General features: G+C 39.7%; 10 protein-coding genes. 2 read left to right on the top strand and 8 right to left on the bottom strand.

The window, feature by feature from the left end; genetic code table 11:
• The first annotated feature begins 1 nt into the window (after position 1).
• Complete coding sequence (rsmG, locus tag IPM34_02565) at positions 2-628, top strand: 16S rRNA (guanine(527)-N(7))-methyltransferase RsmG (GenBank protein MBK8954423.1); 627 nt, start codon at positions 2-4, stop codon at positions 626-628.
• 491 nt (positions 629-1,119) lie between these two features.
• Here rsmG and IPM34_02560 read toward each other — a convergent pair whose 3' ends face one another.
• The 7 genes from IPM34_02560 to IPM34_02530 all read right to left on the bottom strand — a co-directional run bounded on the left by IPM34_02560 (position 1,120) and on the right by IPM34_02530 (position 17,121).
• Complete coding sequence (locus IPM34_02560) at positions 1,120-2,415, bottom strand: PKD domain-containing protein (protein ID MBK8954422.1); 1,296 nt, start codon at positions 2,413-2,415, stop codon at positions 1,120-1,122.
• Positions 2,416-2,936: 521 nt separating this feature from the next.
• Positions 2,937-5,855, bottom strand: a complete 2,919-nt coding sequence (locus IPM34_02555; GenBank protein ID MBK8954421.1) for a T9SS type A sorting domain-containing protein — start codon at positions 5,853-5,855, stop codon at positions 2,937-2,939.
• Positions 5,856-6,773: 918 nt separating this feature from the next.
• Positions 6,774-9,035, bottom strand: coding sequence for a T9SS type A sorting domain-containing protein (locus IPM34_02550; GenBank protein ID MBK8954420.1), 2,262 nt, complete (start codon positions 9,033-9,035; stop codon positions 6,774-6,776).
• A gap of 315 nt (positions 9,036-9,350) precedes the next feature.
• Positions 9,351-10,637, bottom strand: coding sequence for an ester cyclase (locus IPM34_02545; protein MBK8954419.1), 1,287 nt, complete (start codon positions 10,635-10,637; stop codon positions 9,351-9,353).
• A 966-nt stretch (positions 10,638-11,603) separates the two neighbouring features.
• Positions 11,604-12,881: an amidohydrolase family protein gene (locus IPM34_02540; GenBank protein MBK8954418.1), complete on the bottom strand. Its 1,278-nt coding sequence runs from the start codon at positions 12,879-12,881 to the stop codon at positions 11,604-11,606.
• 18 nt (positions 12,882-12,899) lie between these two features.
• Positions 12,900-15,899 (bottom strand): amidohydrolase family protein, encoded by a 3,000-nt coding sequence (locus tag IPM34_02535; protein MBK8954417.1) that lies wholly within the window; start codon positions 15,897-15,899, stop codon positions 12,900-12,902.
• A gap of 160 nt (positions 15,900-16,059) precedes the next feature.
• Positions 16,060-17,121, bottom strand: a complete 1,062-nt coding sequence (locus IPM34_02530) for an AI-2E family transporter (GenBank protein MBK8954416.1) — start codon at positions 17,119-17,121, stop codon at positions 16,060-16,062.
• 133 nt (positions 17,122-17,254) lie between these two features.
• Here IPM34_02530 and IPM34_02525 point away from each other — a divergent pair, with 133 nt between their 5' ends.
• Positions 17,255-18,301 carry a glycosyltransferase gene (locus IPM34_02525; protein MBK8954415.1) on the top strand — a complete coding sequence of 349 codons (1,047 nt, stop codon included), beginning with the start codon at positions 17,255-17,257 and terminating at the stop codon, positions 18,299-18,301.
• Between the two features lie 108 nt (positions 18,302-18,409).
• Here IPM34_02525 and IPM34_02520 read toward each other — a convergent pair whose 3' ends face one another.
• Entirely contained in the window at positions 18,410-20,047 is a 1,638-nt protein-coding gene (locus IPM34_02520; protein ID MBK8954414.1) for an NAD+ synthase, read from the bottom strand.
• Positions 20,048-20,203 lie beyond the last annotated feature (156 nt).

Here is a 20,203-nt window from a genome sequence, read left to right as displayed (position 1 = left end):
CATGGACGAGATCCTTTATTATTTCAAATATCTTCAACCGGATCAAATTACAAAATTTGAAAAACTCAAATCATTGTACGAGATCTACAATGCCAGGGTGAATCTCATATCCAGAAAAGACATGGACGCTTTCTACCTGCACCATGTTTTGCACTCGCTTACCATCTCCGCTTTCGTCCCCTGGAAACCCGGTTGCAAAATACTGGATCTGGGCACAGGAGGCGGATTTCCGCTCATCCCTTTGGCCATCCTTTATCCCGAATTGGAATTTACCGGGATAGACGGAACCGGAAAAAAAGTTAAAGCGGTAGAATGGATTTCCGAAGAATTAAATCTCAGGAATGTAAAGGCTATCCACATTCGTGCCGAAGAATTCAAAGGCAATTTTCATTTTGTAGTGAGCCGGGCCGTCTGCAGCCTTGCTTTATTAGCCCAATATTCAAGACATCTGCTCCACAACAAATACATCTGCCCTTTACCCAACGGAATCATTGCCTACAAAGGCGGCGACCTGACCAGCGAGATTCGCGAAATACAAAAACAACATTATTACGAAATTTGGGATATCCATACAAAGTTTCCCAATCCTTATTTTGAGGAGAAAAAGCTGGTGTACATGCAGGATTAGGTTAGTTGTTAGTTGTTGGTTTGTTAGTTGTTGGTTGTTAGTTGTTGGTTGTTAGATAAATTTATGAACATTTGTTAGTTAGGAACGACTTTTCGACCTCCCGATAAAATGTCCATGATTATTTCTATTATGATGAGCAATTTCATTTTATCGGGACGACTTTTCGACTTTTATGAAAATTCGAAACCGCATTCTTCAGTTCCCTTGAGTTAAATTATTTTATGATATGTTCGCAATGAATTCGAATGCTAATCAGCTTCACTGTTCTTTCGCTTCGCAGAAGTATAAATTCAAAAATGAAATGAACTTATGATTTTTTTTTTGGTAAAATGTTGTTGAAATCAGACTATTTTATCAAGCCGATTTTTCGGAGTTTCGAGGCTGGCAGGATGGTAGGCCTCTTATTTACTTTGCTCTTTAATCTTTACACTTACCTCTTTGCACTTTTTTCAACCTTCCGCCTTAGGCCTTAAGCCTTTTCCAAAAATCTATCAATATCCTGTTCCATCTATATACAAACTCTCGGAATGCACAATCCTTCCACTCTCCACCCATTGTGCCCAATAGATCCCAGACTTTATACCCTGAAGAGAAACGGCGTTGTTTCCATGATAGATCCGCTGTGATAAAACTTGCTGCCCTAATCTGTTGATGAGGTAAAGTTGGAGATTTTTCGGAAAATACTCATTTATATTTATCTGCAATATTTCGCAAACGGGATTTGGGGATTGCAATAATACTTTTGAAAATTTATATGGGGCTTTGTTGTTTTTTGTATTTACCGTTCCAATTTGTATGGTTTTACACGCTTCACTGGAGCCATGTTTGTTATAGGCTGTTAAACATACGCTATAGGTTCCCTCTGCAGAAAACCGATGATAAGGATTTTGTTCTGTACTTGTATTATTGGCAGACGCAGGATCGCCAAAATTCCATTGCCATGCCTCCGGTTGGTAGGCTGTCAAATCTATAAAATTAAAACTCAGATATTGACTTGTATCTTGTTGGTAGCGGAAGTCTGCATGCACAACTTTGTCAATTCCAAGGGTATCACAAATGCTCCCATCCTTATCATATAATCGATAAGGTGGGAAATTAGGCATACTTTGGATATAACTTGTTGGAAGATAAATGTCATGTTGCTTTAGATTACATGCTTTGCCTTTCTTATCCGGATCGTGAATCACATGAAGCACATTGGTTTCGTTTGTTGTGTTACAATAAATTTTATGATCAGGCGCTAAATTTAATTGATAAAATGTCAAAGGAAAACTACCAGGTGGTGAAAAACCATCTAATGTATCTATCAAAGTATAAGAATTGACAATGACCCTTGCTTCCAGATCGTATTGGTAAATGGAAAAATAAGAAGATAAATAGAGTACTTTACTATTTGGGGAAAAGGCAAAACCCATTGGATAAAAGCGGTAATCCTCAGGTGGATATTTTAAGGGAAGATATCTATACAATTCTCCGGTACACCGGTCAAAGTGAAATAAATGTATTCCATTTGCCTGTGAAGCAATGGCATAATAATTTCCGTCTGGTGAAAATGTTGCCTGGACTATCTGCAAAGGGTATTCCCATACCGGACCAATGGTCTGATTATAAGGGCCAAACAAACCATTTGGGGTATGAAGGTATATATTAAATCGCGCTGAACCTCTTTCCTTTAATACAAACCACCAATCCCGGCCATTGCCATGTCGAACGGCTTGTAATCCTTCCATAGCGGCTAAATATCCATATATTTTATTCTTATATGCAACTGTAAACTTTTTATCCATTGATTGGTAGATTGCAGTTTTATAAAAAATACCCGTTAATGCATTGCTATTTCTTCCGACATGAAATAAATAAACCGTATCCGCATTGAATCCAGGAATAAAAATTGTTGTGTTATTCGATGAATAAAAGCTTTTTTCTCCAAGAGTGCAATAACTATTATAAATTGGACCAGGATTTAAACTATCGCCATTTTCAATGATTTTGTGGTCACTTCCATAAATAGAACAACCATCTGTATATAGAACAATGCTTCCACCCTCATCACAGAACGAACTATTTTCCTCCAAATTACAATTGATTTCAAAGTAATTTGAATTAAAATTATTTTCATTGAAAGAAATCATAGTACCACCAAAATTTCTCTGAGCTATATTTGGTTTGTGTCCAAATATCCATACATTATCGTGTTTATCCTGTGCAGTAACTACACCTATGATCATCATAAAAAATAAAAGTGGACTATATTTCATAAACTTTAATTTAGCCTGCTCCTGAGTTCAGGAGCAGGCTGTGATTAATTTCAATTTTTAAAAATCTTATGCGTTTCTACAATTCCATCCAGAAGACTTACCTTCAATAAATAAATTCCCGGAATAAAATCTTTTCCCTCAAATTCTATGAATGTTTGATCTCCACTTCCTTTCATATATAATACTTCCTTTCCATGGAGGTCCATACATGCAATGGATACAATACTCTGGTTGGCACTCACGATAAAGGAAGAACCTTGACCCGGATTTGGAAAAACTTCTACCAAGTTCTTTTGTTTATTATGAATGAGCGCATCAAATTGTTCTTCGGAGTCTCCAATATTCTTCTTAACTTTTCTCAGTGATTCTTCTTCATCTTCTCCTTCAAACCATACTCTTGCATGCAAAACCGCGGGACCTCCCTCTCCAAAATCCTGAGCTGCAATGTATTCTGCATTGGCATAATCTGTAGAATCAGCTACTCCCTGCAAGACATGAATCACAAACGTATTCATCGTTTTCAGATAAGTCTCCCAAATTGAATCCGTTGTGATGGTATCATTGGCATCGCTAAGATCTTCCAAATCGTCGTAGCGCAATACGCGCAGTTCTTCATAAATACTGTCCTCCTGATTTTTAATATCATCCAATTGATCGAGAAAACTGTCAAGTTTTGCCAAATAAATGCTGTCAAGTCCTAAGGAATCCTGCCAATTGTGATTTTCTTTTAAAGTATCTATAGAGTAATTCAACTCATCTCTGGATTCATAAATTTCCTCCAAATCTGACAGGATACTTCCAGGAATCTCAATGGCCTTTCTGATCTCATTCAATAATTCGGCAAGCTCAGCAGCAGTGGATGTGGATTTTGAATTCCAGTAATTTTGCACCAGGGTATCGCAATTTAATAGATCCGGATCTTGGATCAATCTCTCCAGCAGCCGGTAATCGGCATTGAATATCTGCAAACCATTTGCAGGTCCTTCCGGATAATTGCCAGAAATTATATCCCAATCGTAAAGTGAAAAACCCAGGATATCTCCACAGCTATCCGCGACAGTAGGAACCATACAATCCAACGCTTCTGATTCGTTAGAAAGTTCAAACCAAGTGGGTGGAAAAATGCCAGTTTGTGGAAACCTATGACAATCTGTTGTTTCTATCCAAAATTTACTATCAATAGGTTTTAACCCTGCATTATAACCTGCCCACTGGTTCACTGCTAGATTACAATCCCACTCGTTTCCTTTCCTATCTTGAACACCAATGCGGCCTGGTTCGGTATTATGATCTCTGATAAAAACTCCCCGAAAAGCATTGTCAAAAGTACTGGTAGCCAGACTGGACCGGTCGCAGTTGCCATAAAAATAAAACGATTCCATTGCATTAAGAAAGTAGTTGTCGCAATAAGAGGCATTGGCAAATTCTCCACCGTAAAATCCAATATTCATCGTCCGGGTCGTGGTAGACTCAAATCGGTTGTTGAGCACCTGATGCCCTATTCCAAAACTATGTGCTGTAATCGCATTCCTCATATTCAATCGTGTGGGGTTGTTAAAAATAAAAGTATCAGTATCAATAATGACAAAATTTGATTGATAACACTGAATTTTATATCCACATACCATATCCTCAGAAGATGTTATAATCGACTTATTTCCTCTAAACTGTATGGATTCTCCTCCATAAGAAATGCTTTGTTCAGTTACCCAGGCGGAAAATGCATTAAAGTTATCTCCTCCAATGTAAAACGTATTGGATTCAATATTGTTAATCGGTCCGGGTGCCCCCGCACTCCTGCTCATCCATATACCGTAGTTTTCGTAGTCATTACTTGTAGTCTTGGTATCTTCAAAAGAACCTGAATTCATTTCAAATATATTGTCATAAATATTTATGATCTCGCCCATTACATTATACTCTGAAAATATTCCATTTGCACAGTGCTCAAATGTACATTTTGAAATGTTTAGCACCGTACTAAATCCGTAGACTCCAGTGAAGTAAATATCCGAGAAATTACTTTTATTAACAGTTACATTGCTATTTTCAGCTTGAATACCTGCTCCTAAAGGATCAGCTCCGGTTCCATAAATATGATTAAAGTTTGCCCCGTTGACTACCAAAGTGGAATGGTTGGCTATAATTCCAAATACAACTCTGGAAAATGTAAAACTGGAGCTCCCGTTACTTCGACCAATATTGGCAGAACAATTATTCAGTAAAATGCCTGCATAAGGTGTCCCGGCATCGTAATGGTCAATAATTTCAGTATCAGAATTATAGTGAGGCCTCAAATTGAGATCTTCAACTCCTCTGAATACATTGCCAATACAAGCACCAACTTTTAAAGTGCCACCAAGATTGCGTATCCCTACAAAGTTCAACGTAAAATCATTGTTGAGCATTCCAAGTCCAACAGTCGATCCGACCGAAAGGGCATATTCAGCATCTTCAATCTGACATGATATTAATGAAATGCTCTTTGCACTTGGAGCCTCAATACCCCGCCACATATCATAACAAGAGAAAAATTTGCATGAAGATCCATAAAAGGTCTTACCTGACTCAATAATTATTTTTGCTCCATCGCCAAATCGCAGCTTTAAACTGTTACCTCTGAAATTGGCATTCATTCTCAACGTACCTTGAATCACTATATAATGATTAGAGGGTGGTGTTACCGTACCATAAGCATCGGGAGTAAAATAATCTGTAATATCATTGTCAGAGTTAATATCCGTACCGATGACAACATCCGGAGTTCCCCCGCCATATATACCACACAACCTCGTATCAATAAAGCACGGATTGGACCCATTATCAATGGCTGAAATCTTTTGCTGTGATGGATCCCTTGGTTTAAAATGTTGCAAGGAATGAAAAATAAGAATTAAAATGCTAAATCCAAAATACAATGCATTTTGTCCAAATGGAATATGAAATATTCGAAATACAAGCGTTTTCATAAATTTAAATTTAAAAATTAAGAAATAATCCTGCCATAAGAAGTTATCCCTCCTCTGGCTGAATAAATACAAGCTTGATTTGAATTTTTCAACGTCATAAATTGAATTAAGAAATGGGATGTCCTACCGCTTTATTGCGGCCTAATCATTGTCGTCGATGGTTTAGGTCACACCTTATTAGTAATGCGATTGATCCGCATTCAATCTTTCTTATTCAATTTCACAACTCATAGTTGGACCATATTAAGCATTAAAATAGTTGTGTTTTGAAAAAACTTAGCTTAATGAATGATAGATAGTGTTAAGAACTGAATTTAGAGTCTGGGGCAATAAAACAAGGTGTTATCAGGGTTTACAACAAGTCAAATTGTAACTTAAAATTCAGTCCTTACTAAAGGGGTGGCTCAAATGCAATGATTTCCATAATTAAAGAATTTAATAGATTATAAATATCTTCAATCTGTTGGTTTTTTTTAATTTATAAATCGCCTTTACAAAGACAAGATTTATAAAATAAAAAACAAATTTGGAAAATCAATTTGGAAAATCAATTTGGAAAATCAATTTGGAAAATGCAAATTTTTCTGTTGTTATTTTAAAACTTTAACATATAGAATTTCTTATAATGTGAAAAGTAATTTAGCATAGAGGTATTCTTTTCATTCTCGGATGTCTATAATTCCGACCTAATAAGTAACTTGATCCGCGTGAATCCACGAATGAACGACTTGTTTCTGCTATAGATTATAAGCATTTTCAGTCGGGTACATGTGGGAAATAAATAGAAGAGGTATTTCGACTATTCGGAGCCGCACAGGGTACTTTGCGATGTACTTTTAATTTATCAAAATAGTCAAAAAAAAACAGTTTACCCCCGTCGGGATAAACTGTTTGATCGTTTTTGAAATGGCCTTTATCTTAATTTTTAAAGAACCTGATTCTATTCTGCATTTGATGATTTGAAATCTCAAGAATATAAATCCCCGGTTGCAACATGGATACATCCAGCTTTTGATTCACTTCGGAATTCAATTGAAATGCAAACTGAAGTTGACCGGAAATGCTCATGCATCGTACCATAAGATTTGGTTGAGATTTTTCAAGTTTCAGAATCAAAATATCCTGAGTTGGATTAGGATACACTTTGATCATTTCGCTCTTGTTCTGATCATCTGTGGCCACGACCATTACCGGATAACAAGCTGATGTATCGGCGCAGCCCCCCTGAAACAGGACCACCGCATAATTCCCTGATTTAGTTGCTGTGAAAATGATATTGGTATCGCCGGGAATGGGAGCAAAATTATTGTCGCAATCCACCCATTGATATAAAGAACTGCTGTCCAGACTGATCAGCTTATTGCCATTCACAAGAATGGAAGTATCGGCTATGAATACCATCGCATCGATGATCAGTAAAGAATCACAACCATCTGTATTGCTTAGGGATTGTGTATAAATTCCAGACTGGTAATAAGCTGTTCCGTTCACAACAACACTATCACAATCGGAAATCTCAATAACTTCAGAATTGCTGTAATGGACCGTGAGATTAATAAACAATAAAGAATCGCATCCTGCCGCGTTGGTTAGCAACTGTGTATAAACACCACTGGAATCGTATTTCTGGTTATTGATAATGGCACTATCGCATTCTGTTAAACTGATTGCATTGCTAGTACTTTGATTGATGGTGATGTATAGCAACAGGGTTGAATCACATCCATGAATAGTCTGCAAATGTTGCGTATAATATCCACTGGAGTCATAAGTAACTCCATTAAGGACCAGCCCGTTACATGCCGTATATTCAAAACTATCGATCGCACTTTTGTGTATGGTGAGTTTTAAAAGCAGCGACGAATCACAACCATCTTTATTTTTCAAAGTCTGCCGGTAATTTCCCGATCTGAAAAAGCTTACACCATTGACAACAATGCTGTCGCAATCTTCGATTTCCAGTAATTCACTATTGCTGTGGTTGATAGTCAGATTTATAGTAAGTATGGAATCGCAATTATTGGAATTTTTCAAAACCTGGGTAAATATACCGGACTGGTCAAAGAGTTCGCCATTGATAAAAATACTGTCACAAGCTGTTCTGGTTATCGTTCCAAACGTCGTTGGGTTGATGACAACTTTAATTTCAAGAATCGAATCGCAGCCATAAATGCTTTTAAAGTCTTGCGAATAAATGCCGGATGTGGTATAGGAAACCCCATTTACAATGACGCTATCACAATCGCTTAATAACAACTGACTCAAATAACTGGGATGGACAGTCAGTTGCAGATTCAAAACCGAATCGCAACCTACATGATTGACGAAAATTTGTTTATAATTTCCGGAACGAAAATATTTGAAACCATTCACTTCAATGCTGTCGCATCCGCTCAGTTTCAGGTCTGAAGAACTGCTGTGATTTATCGTAAGATCAATGGTAAGTGTGGAATCGCAACCCGAGGAATTTGGAATGACTTGCTGGTATTGTCCGGAAGTATAAAAGGTTTCTCCATTGAGCGAAATGCTGTCGCAGGCCGATAAACTGAATTGAGTATCTGTATGAAAGCAATATCTGATCGCAAGATAAGGTCTGAAGCTGGTGTCCGGACTTTCGGATGACCAAAAGACCATTTTGCCATCTGCCATTTCTTCGCCACACACCAAAGTATCGTGATCAAAAAGTGGGGTACCGGCTGTAAAGAGGCTATCCTGATCATCGGGATCAACCATGAATATAGTGCAATATTGATTTTTCTGAGTATAGTCCCTCAGAACTATCTGCGAAAGATCGATGGAGTTGTGCCATCCCAATTGCATCATACCGAACAGACTATCCTGATGGGTGGAGTCTGACCGGAAGGACAATTCCAATGAATCAGCTGGCTGAGTTTCATCCCAGCTTTGATTGTTCAAATTGTAAAAAATGACATCTCCATCCCAGTTGACTTCTGAATAAAGCACATGAACATTCAATTGCGCAGCTTTGATTTCAGCACCCTGAGGAATTCTCGAAATATCAAATTTTAATGCAACGCGATTTCCCCGCCCCGGATTAAATAATGGATAATGTGCATCCTGGTCAGGGCTCACCCGGTAATTGAATTGATGGGAGATCACCTGTGAATAAGTGGTTGAAAGACCGATAATAAATAATAAAAGCAGTAGTGTTCTTTTCATATGTTAAAATTTAATAAATTACAAATGGACTCTAATGCCAGGATATCAGGCTTTAGAATGTGACTTTGAATAAAGAAAATGGTGACGGGTGCGTGGCAAAGATATGCATTTCTCAGAAATGTTTCCCAATATAAATTTTTCTCATAAAGAAGTTGCCAGGTTTGCCAATTCCTCGCTCTAAGACCACAGGTTACAATCAAGGTATAAAACACAAAGCCACCGGAAGCTTTAATCCCGATGGCTTTATGAATTTTAACTTTCTTTAAAAATTGGTAAACAACACACCGTGTTGTCTCTTAAATTTTAAGAACTTATTTATTTTTTCCCAGGATAAAGTTGTTTGGTCAGTGTTTCATAATCCACTTCTGTCCAGGCTGCTTCTATTTTACCCATAGGATTAAAATGGTATTCACCCATCCAAATCATGTTGACATAACGGTTGGTTGCTGGTTTCCCGTTTAGGGGTCCGGAATTTACACCGGACATGATTCCCCTTATAAATATTTTATTACCGCATACAGTTATGGCATCGAGGGTTCTTGTAACGTCGGGAAAAGCTTTTTTCAATGACTTGACTCTGGATTTGGTCTCTTCAACAGTATTGTCTTTTCCATTGAAATGATTGATACCGGTTGGTGCCCAATAGCTGGCAAATTTATCAGCATCGCCTGCATCAGCTGCGGCGGTCATGTCTTTCAGGATTTGTTGCATTTTGTCAGAAACTCCGGCGTTCAATTGATTTTCGAATGTTTTAACATCGTATTGCACGAGTCGGTTTTTGATTTTAAACTTGGCATCCAACTCATCCAACACAATAAAATTAATTTCCATTTTGTTGCCGGTAGGTTCCAGATCATTGTAGACTCCGGTATGGGTTGCTCTCCAAATGCCTTTGCTGACAATGTGAGTTCCGGTGAGCATTGAAGAAAGGATTTCGGTTTTCATATCCGGGAAACCCTTTTTTCTGTTTGATACCAGTTCTTGAAAGCCTGTCATGTTGGTAGGTTCCAGCAAAGCGGGATTGCTGTATGTAAAGTCGGCACTGCAAAAATTCGGCAGATTGGCAGTCTGACCGGCATCCATCGCTGCAGCCATATCCAATATTGCCTGTTTTGCTTTTTTATCGCGGTTTTCTGCACCGCCATATAATTGCGTCTCCAAGGAACGCGGATCAAAAGTGAGGCTCAGTGAAATTATTTTACTGCCTTTAAATAGAAATACCGCATTAAATGGCAACATGACTTCCACGTTTGTAGGAAGTTTTTCCATAAAGTTTCCGGAATTGGTTCCTTTAAATACACCCTTCACGGCTGCCTTGCCTTTTTCCGAAATAATTTCCTGAAGCTCATGTTTCATGTTAGGAAAAGCCGCTTTAACAGCATTGGCCCATTCCATCCAGGCTGCCATATCCATAGGTGCCGGTGCATGCGAACTTTCTCCCATAAAAGCTTTGTCGAGTACTCGTTTGAATTGGTGGGATTTTCCCTGATCAAACCAGGTATAATAACTATTGACCGCCTGCACTGCATTTTTATCCTGTGCCTGAACAGCCAGAAATGAAGTCAATAGAACAAATAAAAATAACATCTTTGGTTTTTTCATATAAAATGATTTAGTATGTAATTCACACAACGATTAGCAATAGTTAAAATAAAACTGGTAAGAGAACAGTTTAATGGCAGAAAAGATATAAGTGCTGAAAATCAGGGACTTATCCCAAATCTAGGCCGAATATGGTTCCTTGAAAATCACCAATAAAAGACCTTACCTTGTACAAATATAAAATATTGTAAATTCAGCTAATTTATTTTTTGCAATGAAACTACAGTTTATTCAAATCTGGCTTTAAAATTAGGTAACCTGGACCACCAGATTGGTTTTTTTCGATCCGCCATCATTTGGGCGCGGTACTCCTGGAAGCCGGCAAACCCGCCGAAGCGATCAAAGTTTATGAGAAAGATCTTCAGTGGTAGCCCAAAAATGGCTGGGCTTTACATGGTCTCAAGAAAGCATACGCCGCCAAAAGAGACAAGAAGTCGGAAATGAAAACCGATCAGCGCATCGCTGAAGCCTGGAAACATGCAGATACGAAAATTGACGGGTCGAGGTTGAAATGAGGAAGTAGAATAGCTCCAAACGAAAAGCTGAAAGCTCAAAGTTGTTTGATAATGTCTGTCTGTAAAAATTAGCAGTCCGTATTCATAAAGGAGGGATCAGTACAAATTGATGAACGATCGTTAGTTTTGGATGACTTGTAGGCTTGTAGGCCTGTAGGCCTGTAGGCCTGTAGGCCTGTAGGCCTGTAGCCTTGTAGGCTTGTAGGCTTTTTGAAAAGGTCGATCCCTGTGCTTTTAGTTCCCGTGAGTTGAATTATATTATGCGATATTCTTAATGGATTCAATTGTTCTGTAGTTGGGTCATTATTATTAAAATTTTAGGAGCCTTCTCAAAGTAACAAGCTTTTTACTCTTAGAACTTTGTTCTTTCCACATTGCTCTCTTCGCTTATCGCTTTTAGCTTCCCGCTTTAAGCCCAATTCTCCATTATGCATCATCTATAATCCATTCTCTAGGGTTTCCCGCCAAACCTCCTGTACAACTCCTTTTGCCGGTCATCCAGATTGAGTTCCCTGCCTTGAATGAAAGCATGTGTGATGTTCTGACTGCGCATATCGAAAGCATCACCGTTGCTTATAACAAACGTTGCATCTTTACCCGTTTCCAGAGTCCCACAGGTTTTGTCAATTCCCAATATTTTTGCTGGATTTGAACTTATCGAAGCAACTGCAGCTTCGTATTTCAATCCATAACCAAGACAATGTCCTGCCTGAAAAGCAAGATTCCGTTGCTCCCAGAATCCATCCATACTCAGACAAAATAAAATTCCGGCTTCCTGCAAGATTGCCGGAAGTCTGAATGGGCTGTCAACAGCATCATCGGTATAAACCGGGAGTCGGTGTGTCTGAGCCAACACAATGCGAACCTTATGCTCTTTTAAAAAACTCAATACATGTTGCGCACCCTGAGCCCCGACTAAAACGGGATCCAGACCAAATTCTTTGGCAAACAATACGGCATGGATCATGGCTTTCGGTTGTGACACGCGGATGTAAAGTGTTTTTTTGTTCCTCCACAAATCGCGCATGGCATCATATGCCAGATGTTTTTCTGATGGATTGAGTTCGTGTGCATAGGCCTTCGCAGTTTGAAAATATTGGCGCAACTGATGGGTCTCTTTTTGATAGGAAGATTCAGCATTTGCGTCCGGAGCATTTCTGCGGCCAACGGCCCCCGGATTCGGCCAGTTCAAGAAAATTCCTTCATCGGCTGCATACACGGCATCCTCCCAGTTCCATGCATCCAATTGAAATACCGAAGACTGCCCTGAAATAACACCACCCTGCGGCGCTACCTGAGCCATCAACACTCCATTGCTGCGCACCGTAGGAATTACCTTACTGTCTGTATTGTACGAAGTTAACGAACGGATGTTCGTATTGTAATTTCCCAATTCGCGGTAATCCAATGTAGCCTTGACCTGTTCGATTTCTGCAAGGCCCAGATTGCAGGCCATGGAAATAAATCCCGGATAAACATGGCTACCCTTCACATCGATAACTCGTGCGATTCCCTTGATTTTTCCTGCATCCTCTCCTACGTAAACGAATTTTGAATTTTCAAAAATTAAAATTCCGTTTTCGATGAACTTTCCATCACCTACGTGGATCTTCGCTCCGGTCACTGCAATGGCCTCGCGTTGCACGGGCGCAGGAGCAGGTTGGGCATTCAGGCTTAGAACAAAAAAGGAAAATACCAAAGTAAAACTTATATAAATTAAATTTCTCATTTTCAATTCTATTAGATGTTAATCAACATGTTCCATTTCGTAATCATCCATGCCTTCTGAATCACAATGGTACATCCTGCGTCTGCGGGAACTAAACTTCTGCGACCTTTCGCCTTCCGACTTCGCTTTGATCATTTTTTGGATCAGCCGATTTCGTTCTGCTGCCACCACTTGTTGCAGAGTAACATCCTTATTCCTGTCGTAAAAACGGATGCCATCCACAAAGGTCATATCGGCTTTTGATTGGACTGACAAAGGGTGATCAGACCAAAGTACCAGATCTGCATCTTTTCCTGGTTTGATGCTGCCGACCCGGTGATCGATGTGCAAAAGTTTGGCTGGATTCAGGGTCACAAACTTGAGCGCTTCCTCTTCGGGAACGTTTCCATACTTCACCGCTTTAGCTGCTTCCTGATTCAGCCTTCGAGCCATCTCTGCATCATCCGAATTGAATGCGGTAGTCACCCCGCGTTGATGTAGAATTGCGCCGTTATAGGGTATGGCTTCATATACTTCGTATTTGTAAGCCCACCAGTCTGCAAATCCCGCTGCACCCGCTCCGTGCCTGCGCATGATATCGGCCACTTTATAACCTTCAAGAATATGGGTAAACGTGTTTAATGTGAAACCAAATTGTTCGGCAACTTTCATCATCATATTGATTTCAGATTGCACATAGGAGTGACAAGTAATAAATCTTTTTTTATTCAGGATTTCGGCCAGCGTCTCGAGTTGCAAATCGCGCCGGGTGGTATTCGGATTGGCTTTTATTGCAAGGTCGTATTGCCTGGCTCGTTGAAATGCATCTACGTAAGTTTGCTCTACGCCCATCCGGGTATCCGGAAATCTGTTGCTCGTGTTGCCTCCACTCCTCTTTACATTTTCACCCAATGCAAATTTGATGAAAGGATCTGCATGCTCGAATTTCATCTGATCCGGTGCATAGCCCCATCTCATTTTAATTAAAGCACTTTGGCCACCTACCGGATTGCAGGATCCATGCAGTAATTGGGCTGTAGTCACTCCTCCTGACAATTGTCTGTAAATATTGATGTCTTCACTATTGACTACATCGCCAATTCTGACTTCTGCCGTAACGGAATGCGAACACTCGTTCACCCCTCCTTGTATGGCAATATGCGAATGTTCGTCAATGATACCCGACGTGAGATGTTTACCAGATCCATCAATGATTATTGCACCGGGAACCTTCAGATTGGAGCCCAGAGCGCGGATTTTTCCTGATTCAAAATGCACATCGTGGTTGTTCAGAATACCCTCCTTTTCATTGGTCCAAACAGTGACATTTTTAATCAAAATGTTCTCAGCTTTTGGCCGTTCATTCCATCCAAACGCAGTAAATGGAAATGTAACCGTGCCTAAACTGTCGTTCATATTTTTTTTGCCGGAGTTTCTGTTTTCCTGGGTATCCCGTACAGAACCTGTTTTAATCATTTCAAATTCCTGCCAGATGCCATTCTCCAGTTGGGCTCTACCAGACCATTTGTTTTCGGAAATGTTCCACGCAGACAACAAGATTACACCCCCGGGATGATTCCTGTTCAGCATCCCATTAAGATAGGATTGTTCAATTTTCGCCGACAAACTCATTTTGGTACTGTCATCGGAAATAAGTCTGAGCTGAGTTTTATGATCAGCCGTAAAAATTTTTAGTTGAATCGTAGAAGTATCCAGTTGAAATTTATATTCACCATCGAAGGCTTGTTTTTGAATCACCTGCTGATGTTGAAATCTTCTGCCCGAAACCCAGGTTTCCAGTATTTTAGTCTTATCGTCAAACAGGTCGCCATCTGTTACAATGAATCCCGCAAGCTTACCTGTATGAAGAGTACCTGCTTTGTCCTGAATCTGTAAATACTCTGCGGGACCTGCTGTCAGTGCATGGATTGCCATGTTTTCTGAAAGCCCTCTTTTTACTGACTTACGAACGTTTGTTAGTAAGTCTTTAAGGTCCTGTAGCCCTTCACCGGTAAAAACAAACGGAATTTTATTTCTGGCGAGGATGGCAGGATTGGAAGGCGCAAGTTCCCAATGTTTTAAATCGGAAAGATCGATTTGCAATGCATCAAAAGGATCGTCGAATTCAAATACAGCTGGAAAATTTACCGGGACCACAAATTTCATTCCTGTGTTTTTAAGCTCTTCAATTTGCTGGTATTCTCTTCCGTCTCCAACGAGTATATATGGAGAATTGAATTCTTTTGCAATTTTCGAAGCACGCAATGCATTCAAGGGATTTCCGGCTACAAAAAATTGTGGGAGGGTTTGTAGCGCATTCCAGTGTTCGTAAGACAAATTGACTTCATGCGGTTTGATGGCTTTTTCGTAATATTTTCCATCGAGATAGGTTTGGCGCAACAAGGCGATGATACCCATCAACGAACCCGGATAAAATTGATTTGAACTTCCTTTTTGAAAGCTCATTATATGGGCAGATGAATTTTTCAGAATAATTTCGTTTTCCTCTCCCGGACGCAGTTGGATCACACAGGCTTTTCCTCTGGAGATTCCATCAGCCTGATGAGTCTGAGCAAGTGCATAACCGGCTTGACGGAATTTGGCCGCCATATCTTCGGGATTTTTCAATAGAGCGGCGGCGTCAACATCACAACGCAGCGATTCGTTCCAGGAAAAACTACCATTCCTGTTGCTCACGTAGTTGTTTTCCGATGCATTCCTTTTTTGCTCAGGCATTCCAATGGAACATAACGGTTCAATAAAAGCCGGATAAATGTGTTTGCCCTCCATATCAATCACTACCACGGAATCCGTAGCTTGAATCTGCTTGCCAATGCTGACAATTTTTCCATTCCTGATCAGCAATTGCGCATGGTGTTGGACGAGTCCGCTATCCTGATGAATCACAGCATTGCGAATAAGGATTTGGTGGTTATCCGGATACCGCAATCCGTTTACCGGAAAAGTAAGTTGTGCCTCGCAGCAACAGACCGCACTCATTACTGCAGCTAGTGTAAGAATGTTTTTGTAAGATATCATGCCCTTAAATTCAGAAAAGAAGCGCTAAATTATTAAAAATCAAATGGTTTGGTACAGGAAAAATGATCAGGGCAACCGGACTACAAACGATTTGATTGGCTTCATGGATGAAAGGGGTATGTCGCATGGTATAAGAACCATGGATGGATGAACCAAAACACTAATCATCGGCACTGTATTCACCATATTCCTTAAGATAAACATCGACAAGCAAAATAAATAATGAGATGATGATGGGACCAAAGATCAATCCGATGAAGCCAAACAGTTTTAATCCGGCTATCACCCCAAATATCGTGATTAATGGATGGGTATCGCCGATTCTTTTTTGAATAGCCAGCCGAAACAGATTATCAACGGATCCGACGATCACAAACCCATAAAGCAAAAGAAAGATCCCATAATTATTCTGCCCGATATGTATCAGCATTATCGACAATGGAATATAAACAACCATGGCCCCCAGAAAAGGAATAAAAGATGCAAAGAAGGTCACTACAAACCACAAAAAAGGCTCATCGATGCCCGCAATCCAATAACCAATAAATGCAACCAGAGATTGAAAAAGAGAAACCAATGGGATACCTATAGCATTCGAATACACCAAACTGTTCAGATGCTCTCTGAAATAATTCAGATTTTTTATTTTCAGTGGTAACCAGGAAGTAAATACATGTTCCATTTTGGCACCACCGGTGAGCAGAAAAAACAAAACAAAATACATGATGGCAATCAAACCAATGCTGTTGAATGTCGCGGACAATACATTGCTGGATTCCTTCAGTATGAAATCGCCGATGCTGCCTACATGTTCTTTTGTTAAAATCGCAATATTGTATTTGATTTCCAGCTCGTGAATAAATTGTTCAACAGACGTCCATATGGAATTGGCGTCTTTGATCTGCGGCAGAATCCTCGAACTCAGCATGCGAATGAGCGTATTCAAGGGGATGACAATCACCAGAAGGCTTAGGATCATGAGTGTCATGGCTGCAAGTCCTTTCGGTAAATTCCATCGGGAGATCAGGAAAATATAAGGTTTGCGAAGAAGAATATACAAGGTATAAGAACCCAAGAAAGCAGGTACAAAAAGATGCAACTGCCAGAAGATCAGGCTTCCCAACAAAAGGATCAGAATTAAATGAAAACCTTGCCTGATGATACTGTTTGGAATTTTTTGCATACAAGCTCTCTTAATTCCCTGTAAATCTACGGAGCCCATTCAATTTTTGTTGACATCCATCCGATAATTTCTAGGCCCTGAGTGGTTTACCTGAAAAATCAATCAGATAGCAGGAGAATTGCCTTACTTTGTGCTCATGCGCGTCGTTTTCTTTAGTTTTAATTTCCCTCCGATGAGAAACCCGAGGGCATTTAGAATGGAAAACCAGATTCGCTCTCTGCATCCGAATCGGGATTACCTGGTCATTTCATCAAAGTGTGAAAAGGGGGAAGTTAAAGATGAAAAAAACATATACCGGATTGGATTCAAAAGAAACCAAAAGAGTCCCTTACGCCAGCAACTCAAAAGATATTCCCTCCTGCGATTTTTTCACAAATTCATCTGGCCCGATGATAAAGTATTCTTCGCCCTCTTGAGTTTAGTCTATTACATACTCTTCCTTCGCAAACGCGATGACCATATTTATACGGTATCACATCCCTTCAGCATACACCTCGTTGGATACTACCTCAAAAAAATTCACAAACAGGTTTGGACTGCCGACATAGGGGATCTTTTTTATCTTCCACATCAAAAAGCCCATCCTTTCAAAAAATGGAATCCGCATTTTGAACAAAAAGTACTTTCCACTTGTGACCACATTCGTGTCAATGCGAATTCGATGCGGAATTATTTTGCGGAGAAATACCATCTGGACTACGCTAAATTTGAGGTACTTCCCAATGGCAACCGGCTCGATTTTTCAACATTGAAACGGCCAACTTCCGGTACCTTACAATTGACCTTTATTGGTAATACCTATGAAGGAATACGCGATGGACTTGCAGAAATAGATCTTTTCATAAATTTATACACTCAATTTCCAGAGATGCAATTTAACTTACAATTGTTAGGTATGATGTATTCCCCCTTATTGCAAAAAATACGCCCGCACTCATCCTGGATTCAAACGGGAATTTGCGATTCGGATGAAAAACTGTTAGCGGCTTATTCCACTACGCATATTTTATTAAATTTTGCAAATAAAAATTATCCGGGCATTCCCAGCAAACTCGATGAATACGTAGCCAGCGGAATTCCCGTCATCCATTTCTGCTGGGAAGCCAATGATCCCGGAAGTATTTATTTGCAGGAGCAAAAGCATCCTTATTTGGAGTTTGTAATTATGAAATCTGCGATAGTTGAATTAGAAAGATTTTTAAAGAGTATTTCTGTTTAAAAAATTGGAAATTTAATAAACTCCTTGATCGCAAACTACATTCTGCAATCAACTTTAAAATACATTCGAAACTTTACCAGTTTAAAATAAATTCCTTTAAATTAATAACTACCCCAAATACTTTGCCTCAATGGGCAATCTCCGACCAAGGCCAAATGATTTGGAAGAAACGCGAAGCACAGGAGGTGATTGAAATCTTTTAAATTCGGCTCGGTTCACCATTTTTAGGACTCTATAAACCAAAGTTGCCTCATATCCCATGGAAATGATCTCTTCGGGGCCCTTTCTGCATTCTATGTATTGATAGAGTATAGGATCCAGTATATCGTAATCCGGCAAGGAGTCGGAATCCTTTTGATTCGGTCTGAGCTCTGCAGAGGGCGGCTTTTGAATGGTGTTTACAGGAATGATTTCCTGGTCGCGATTGACATAGGTCGCAAGCTGATACACCTGCGTTTTATAAACATCAGCCAAAACAGCAATCCCACCACACAAGTCTCCGTATAAGGTTCCATAACCCACTGCCATTTCACTTTTGTTGGTGGTGTTGAGCAGAATGTACGAAAATTTATTAGAGAAGGCCATCAGCAACATACCTCTGATTCGCGCCTGAATATTCTCTTCCGTTACATCGCGGGGCTTTTCATTAAAATAGGATTTTAAAGTTTCGTCGTAGGAAGTATATACGTTTTGAATAGGAATGATCTCAAATTGTATTCCAAGATTCAATGCGAGTGCTTTAGCATCATCAACCGAACCTTGTGAAGAAAATTCAGAAGGCATCAATAAAACTTTTACATGTTCTTTTCCCAGCGCATCAGCAGCAATGACCGCAGTAAGCGCAGAATCGATTCCTCCCGACAAACCCAATATAGCTTTATGAAATCCCATTTTATGGAAATAATCCCTGACACCCATCACCAATGCTTCGTAGATCAAAGGAATTTTTGATTTATCTTGTTCTCTTGAAATTCCTCCCTGAATGACCTTGTCGAGTTCATAGATTTCAAATGCTGCTTTAAAAAATGGCAACTCTTCATAACAATTTCCATCCGGAGAAAGCACAGCCGACCCTCCGTCAAAGATGATATCGGTTTGCGCCCCGTAACCATTGACATAAAACATCGGAATCCTGTACTTCAGTACGTTGGCCCGAATGACATCCAACCTGCTTTCCGCATGTTCGTAATCAAATGGAGAGGCAGATAAGTTGAGAATAAAATCGGGCTTTTCTTCGATCATGATATCCATCGGACAAATCGTGTACATCGGATTGTTGTTGCCCAGATTCCAGATGTCTTCGCAAATGGTGATGGCGATAGTCATTTCTTTAAACTGAACTGTTTTAAATTCCCGATTGGGTTCGAAATACCGGTATTCATCGAATATATCGTAATTGGGCAATAAAGCTTTATGGGCAAGGTGTTGTACTTTTCCCTGATAAAGAAAAAATGCGGAGTTAAACAAATCTTTGCCTTCCAATTCCGGATTGACGGTAGGCGCACCTACCACGATCGCTATTTTATCTGTAAGCGCAGTAAGTCTGTTGACCACATCCATCGAATGCCGGATAAAATCTTTGAATTCCAGAAAATCACGGGGAGGATAACCACAAACGGCCAGTTCGCTGAAACAGATCAGGTCGGCGGCTCCATCAATGGCCCGATACACATCGCTTTCCATCGCCTTGAAATTGGCTTCAAAATTTCCGATGTGATAATTCAGTTGCGATATTGCGATTTTCATGAATTCAGAATTCTAAGGAGAAATCAAACGAAAGCGTTGAACTTATCACGCATAACCCTGGCAAAGATAATTTGTCGTAGAATTTGATTTTTAACTAGTTTCCAGGCATCTGAATCAAAAGTACAATTCCCATGAAAAACCCCCATAACCGATCAA

The sequence above is a fragment of the Saprospiraceae bacterium genome (assembly GCA_016716185.1).
In the GTDB taxonomy this organism is placed as follows: domain Bacteria; phylum Bacteroidota; class Bacteroidia; order Chitinophagales; family Saprospiraceae; genus Vicinibacter.
The sequence above is the reverse complement of the archived record's forward strand: the minus strand, read 5'-3'. Positions and strand labels throughout refer to the sequence as shown.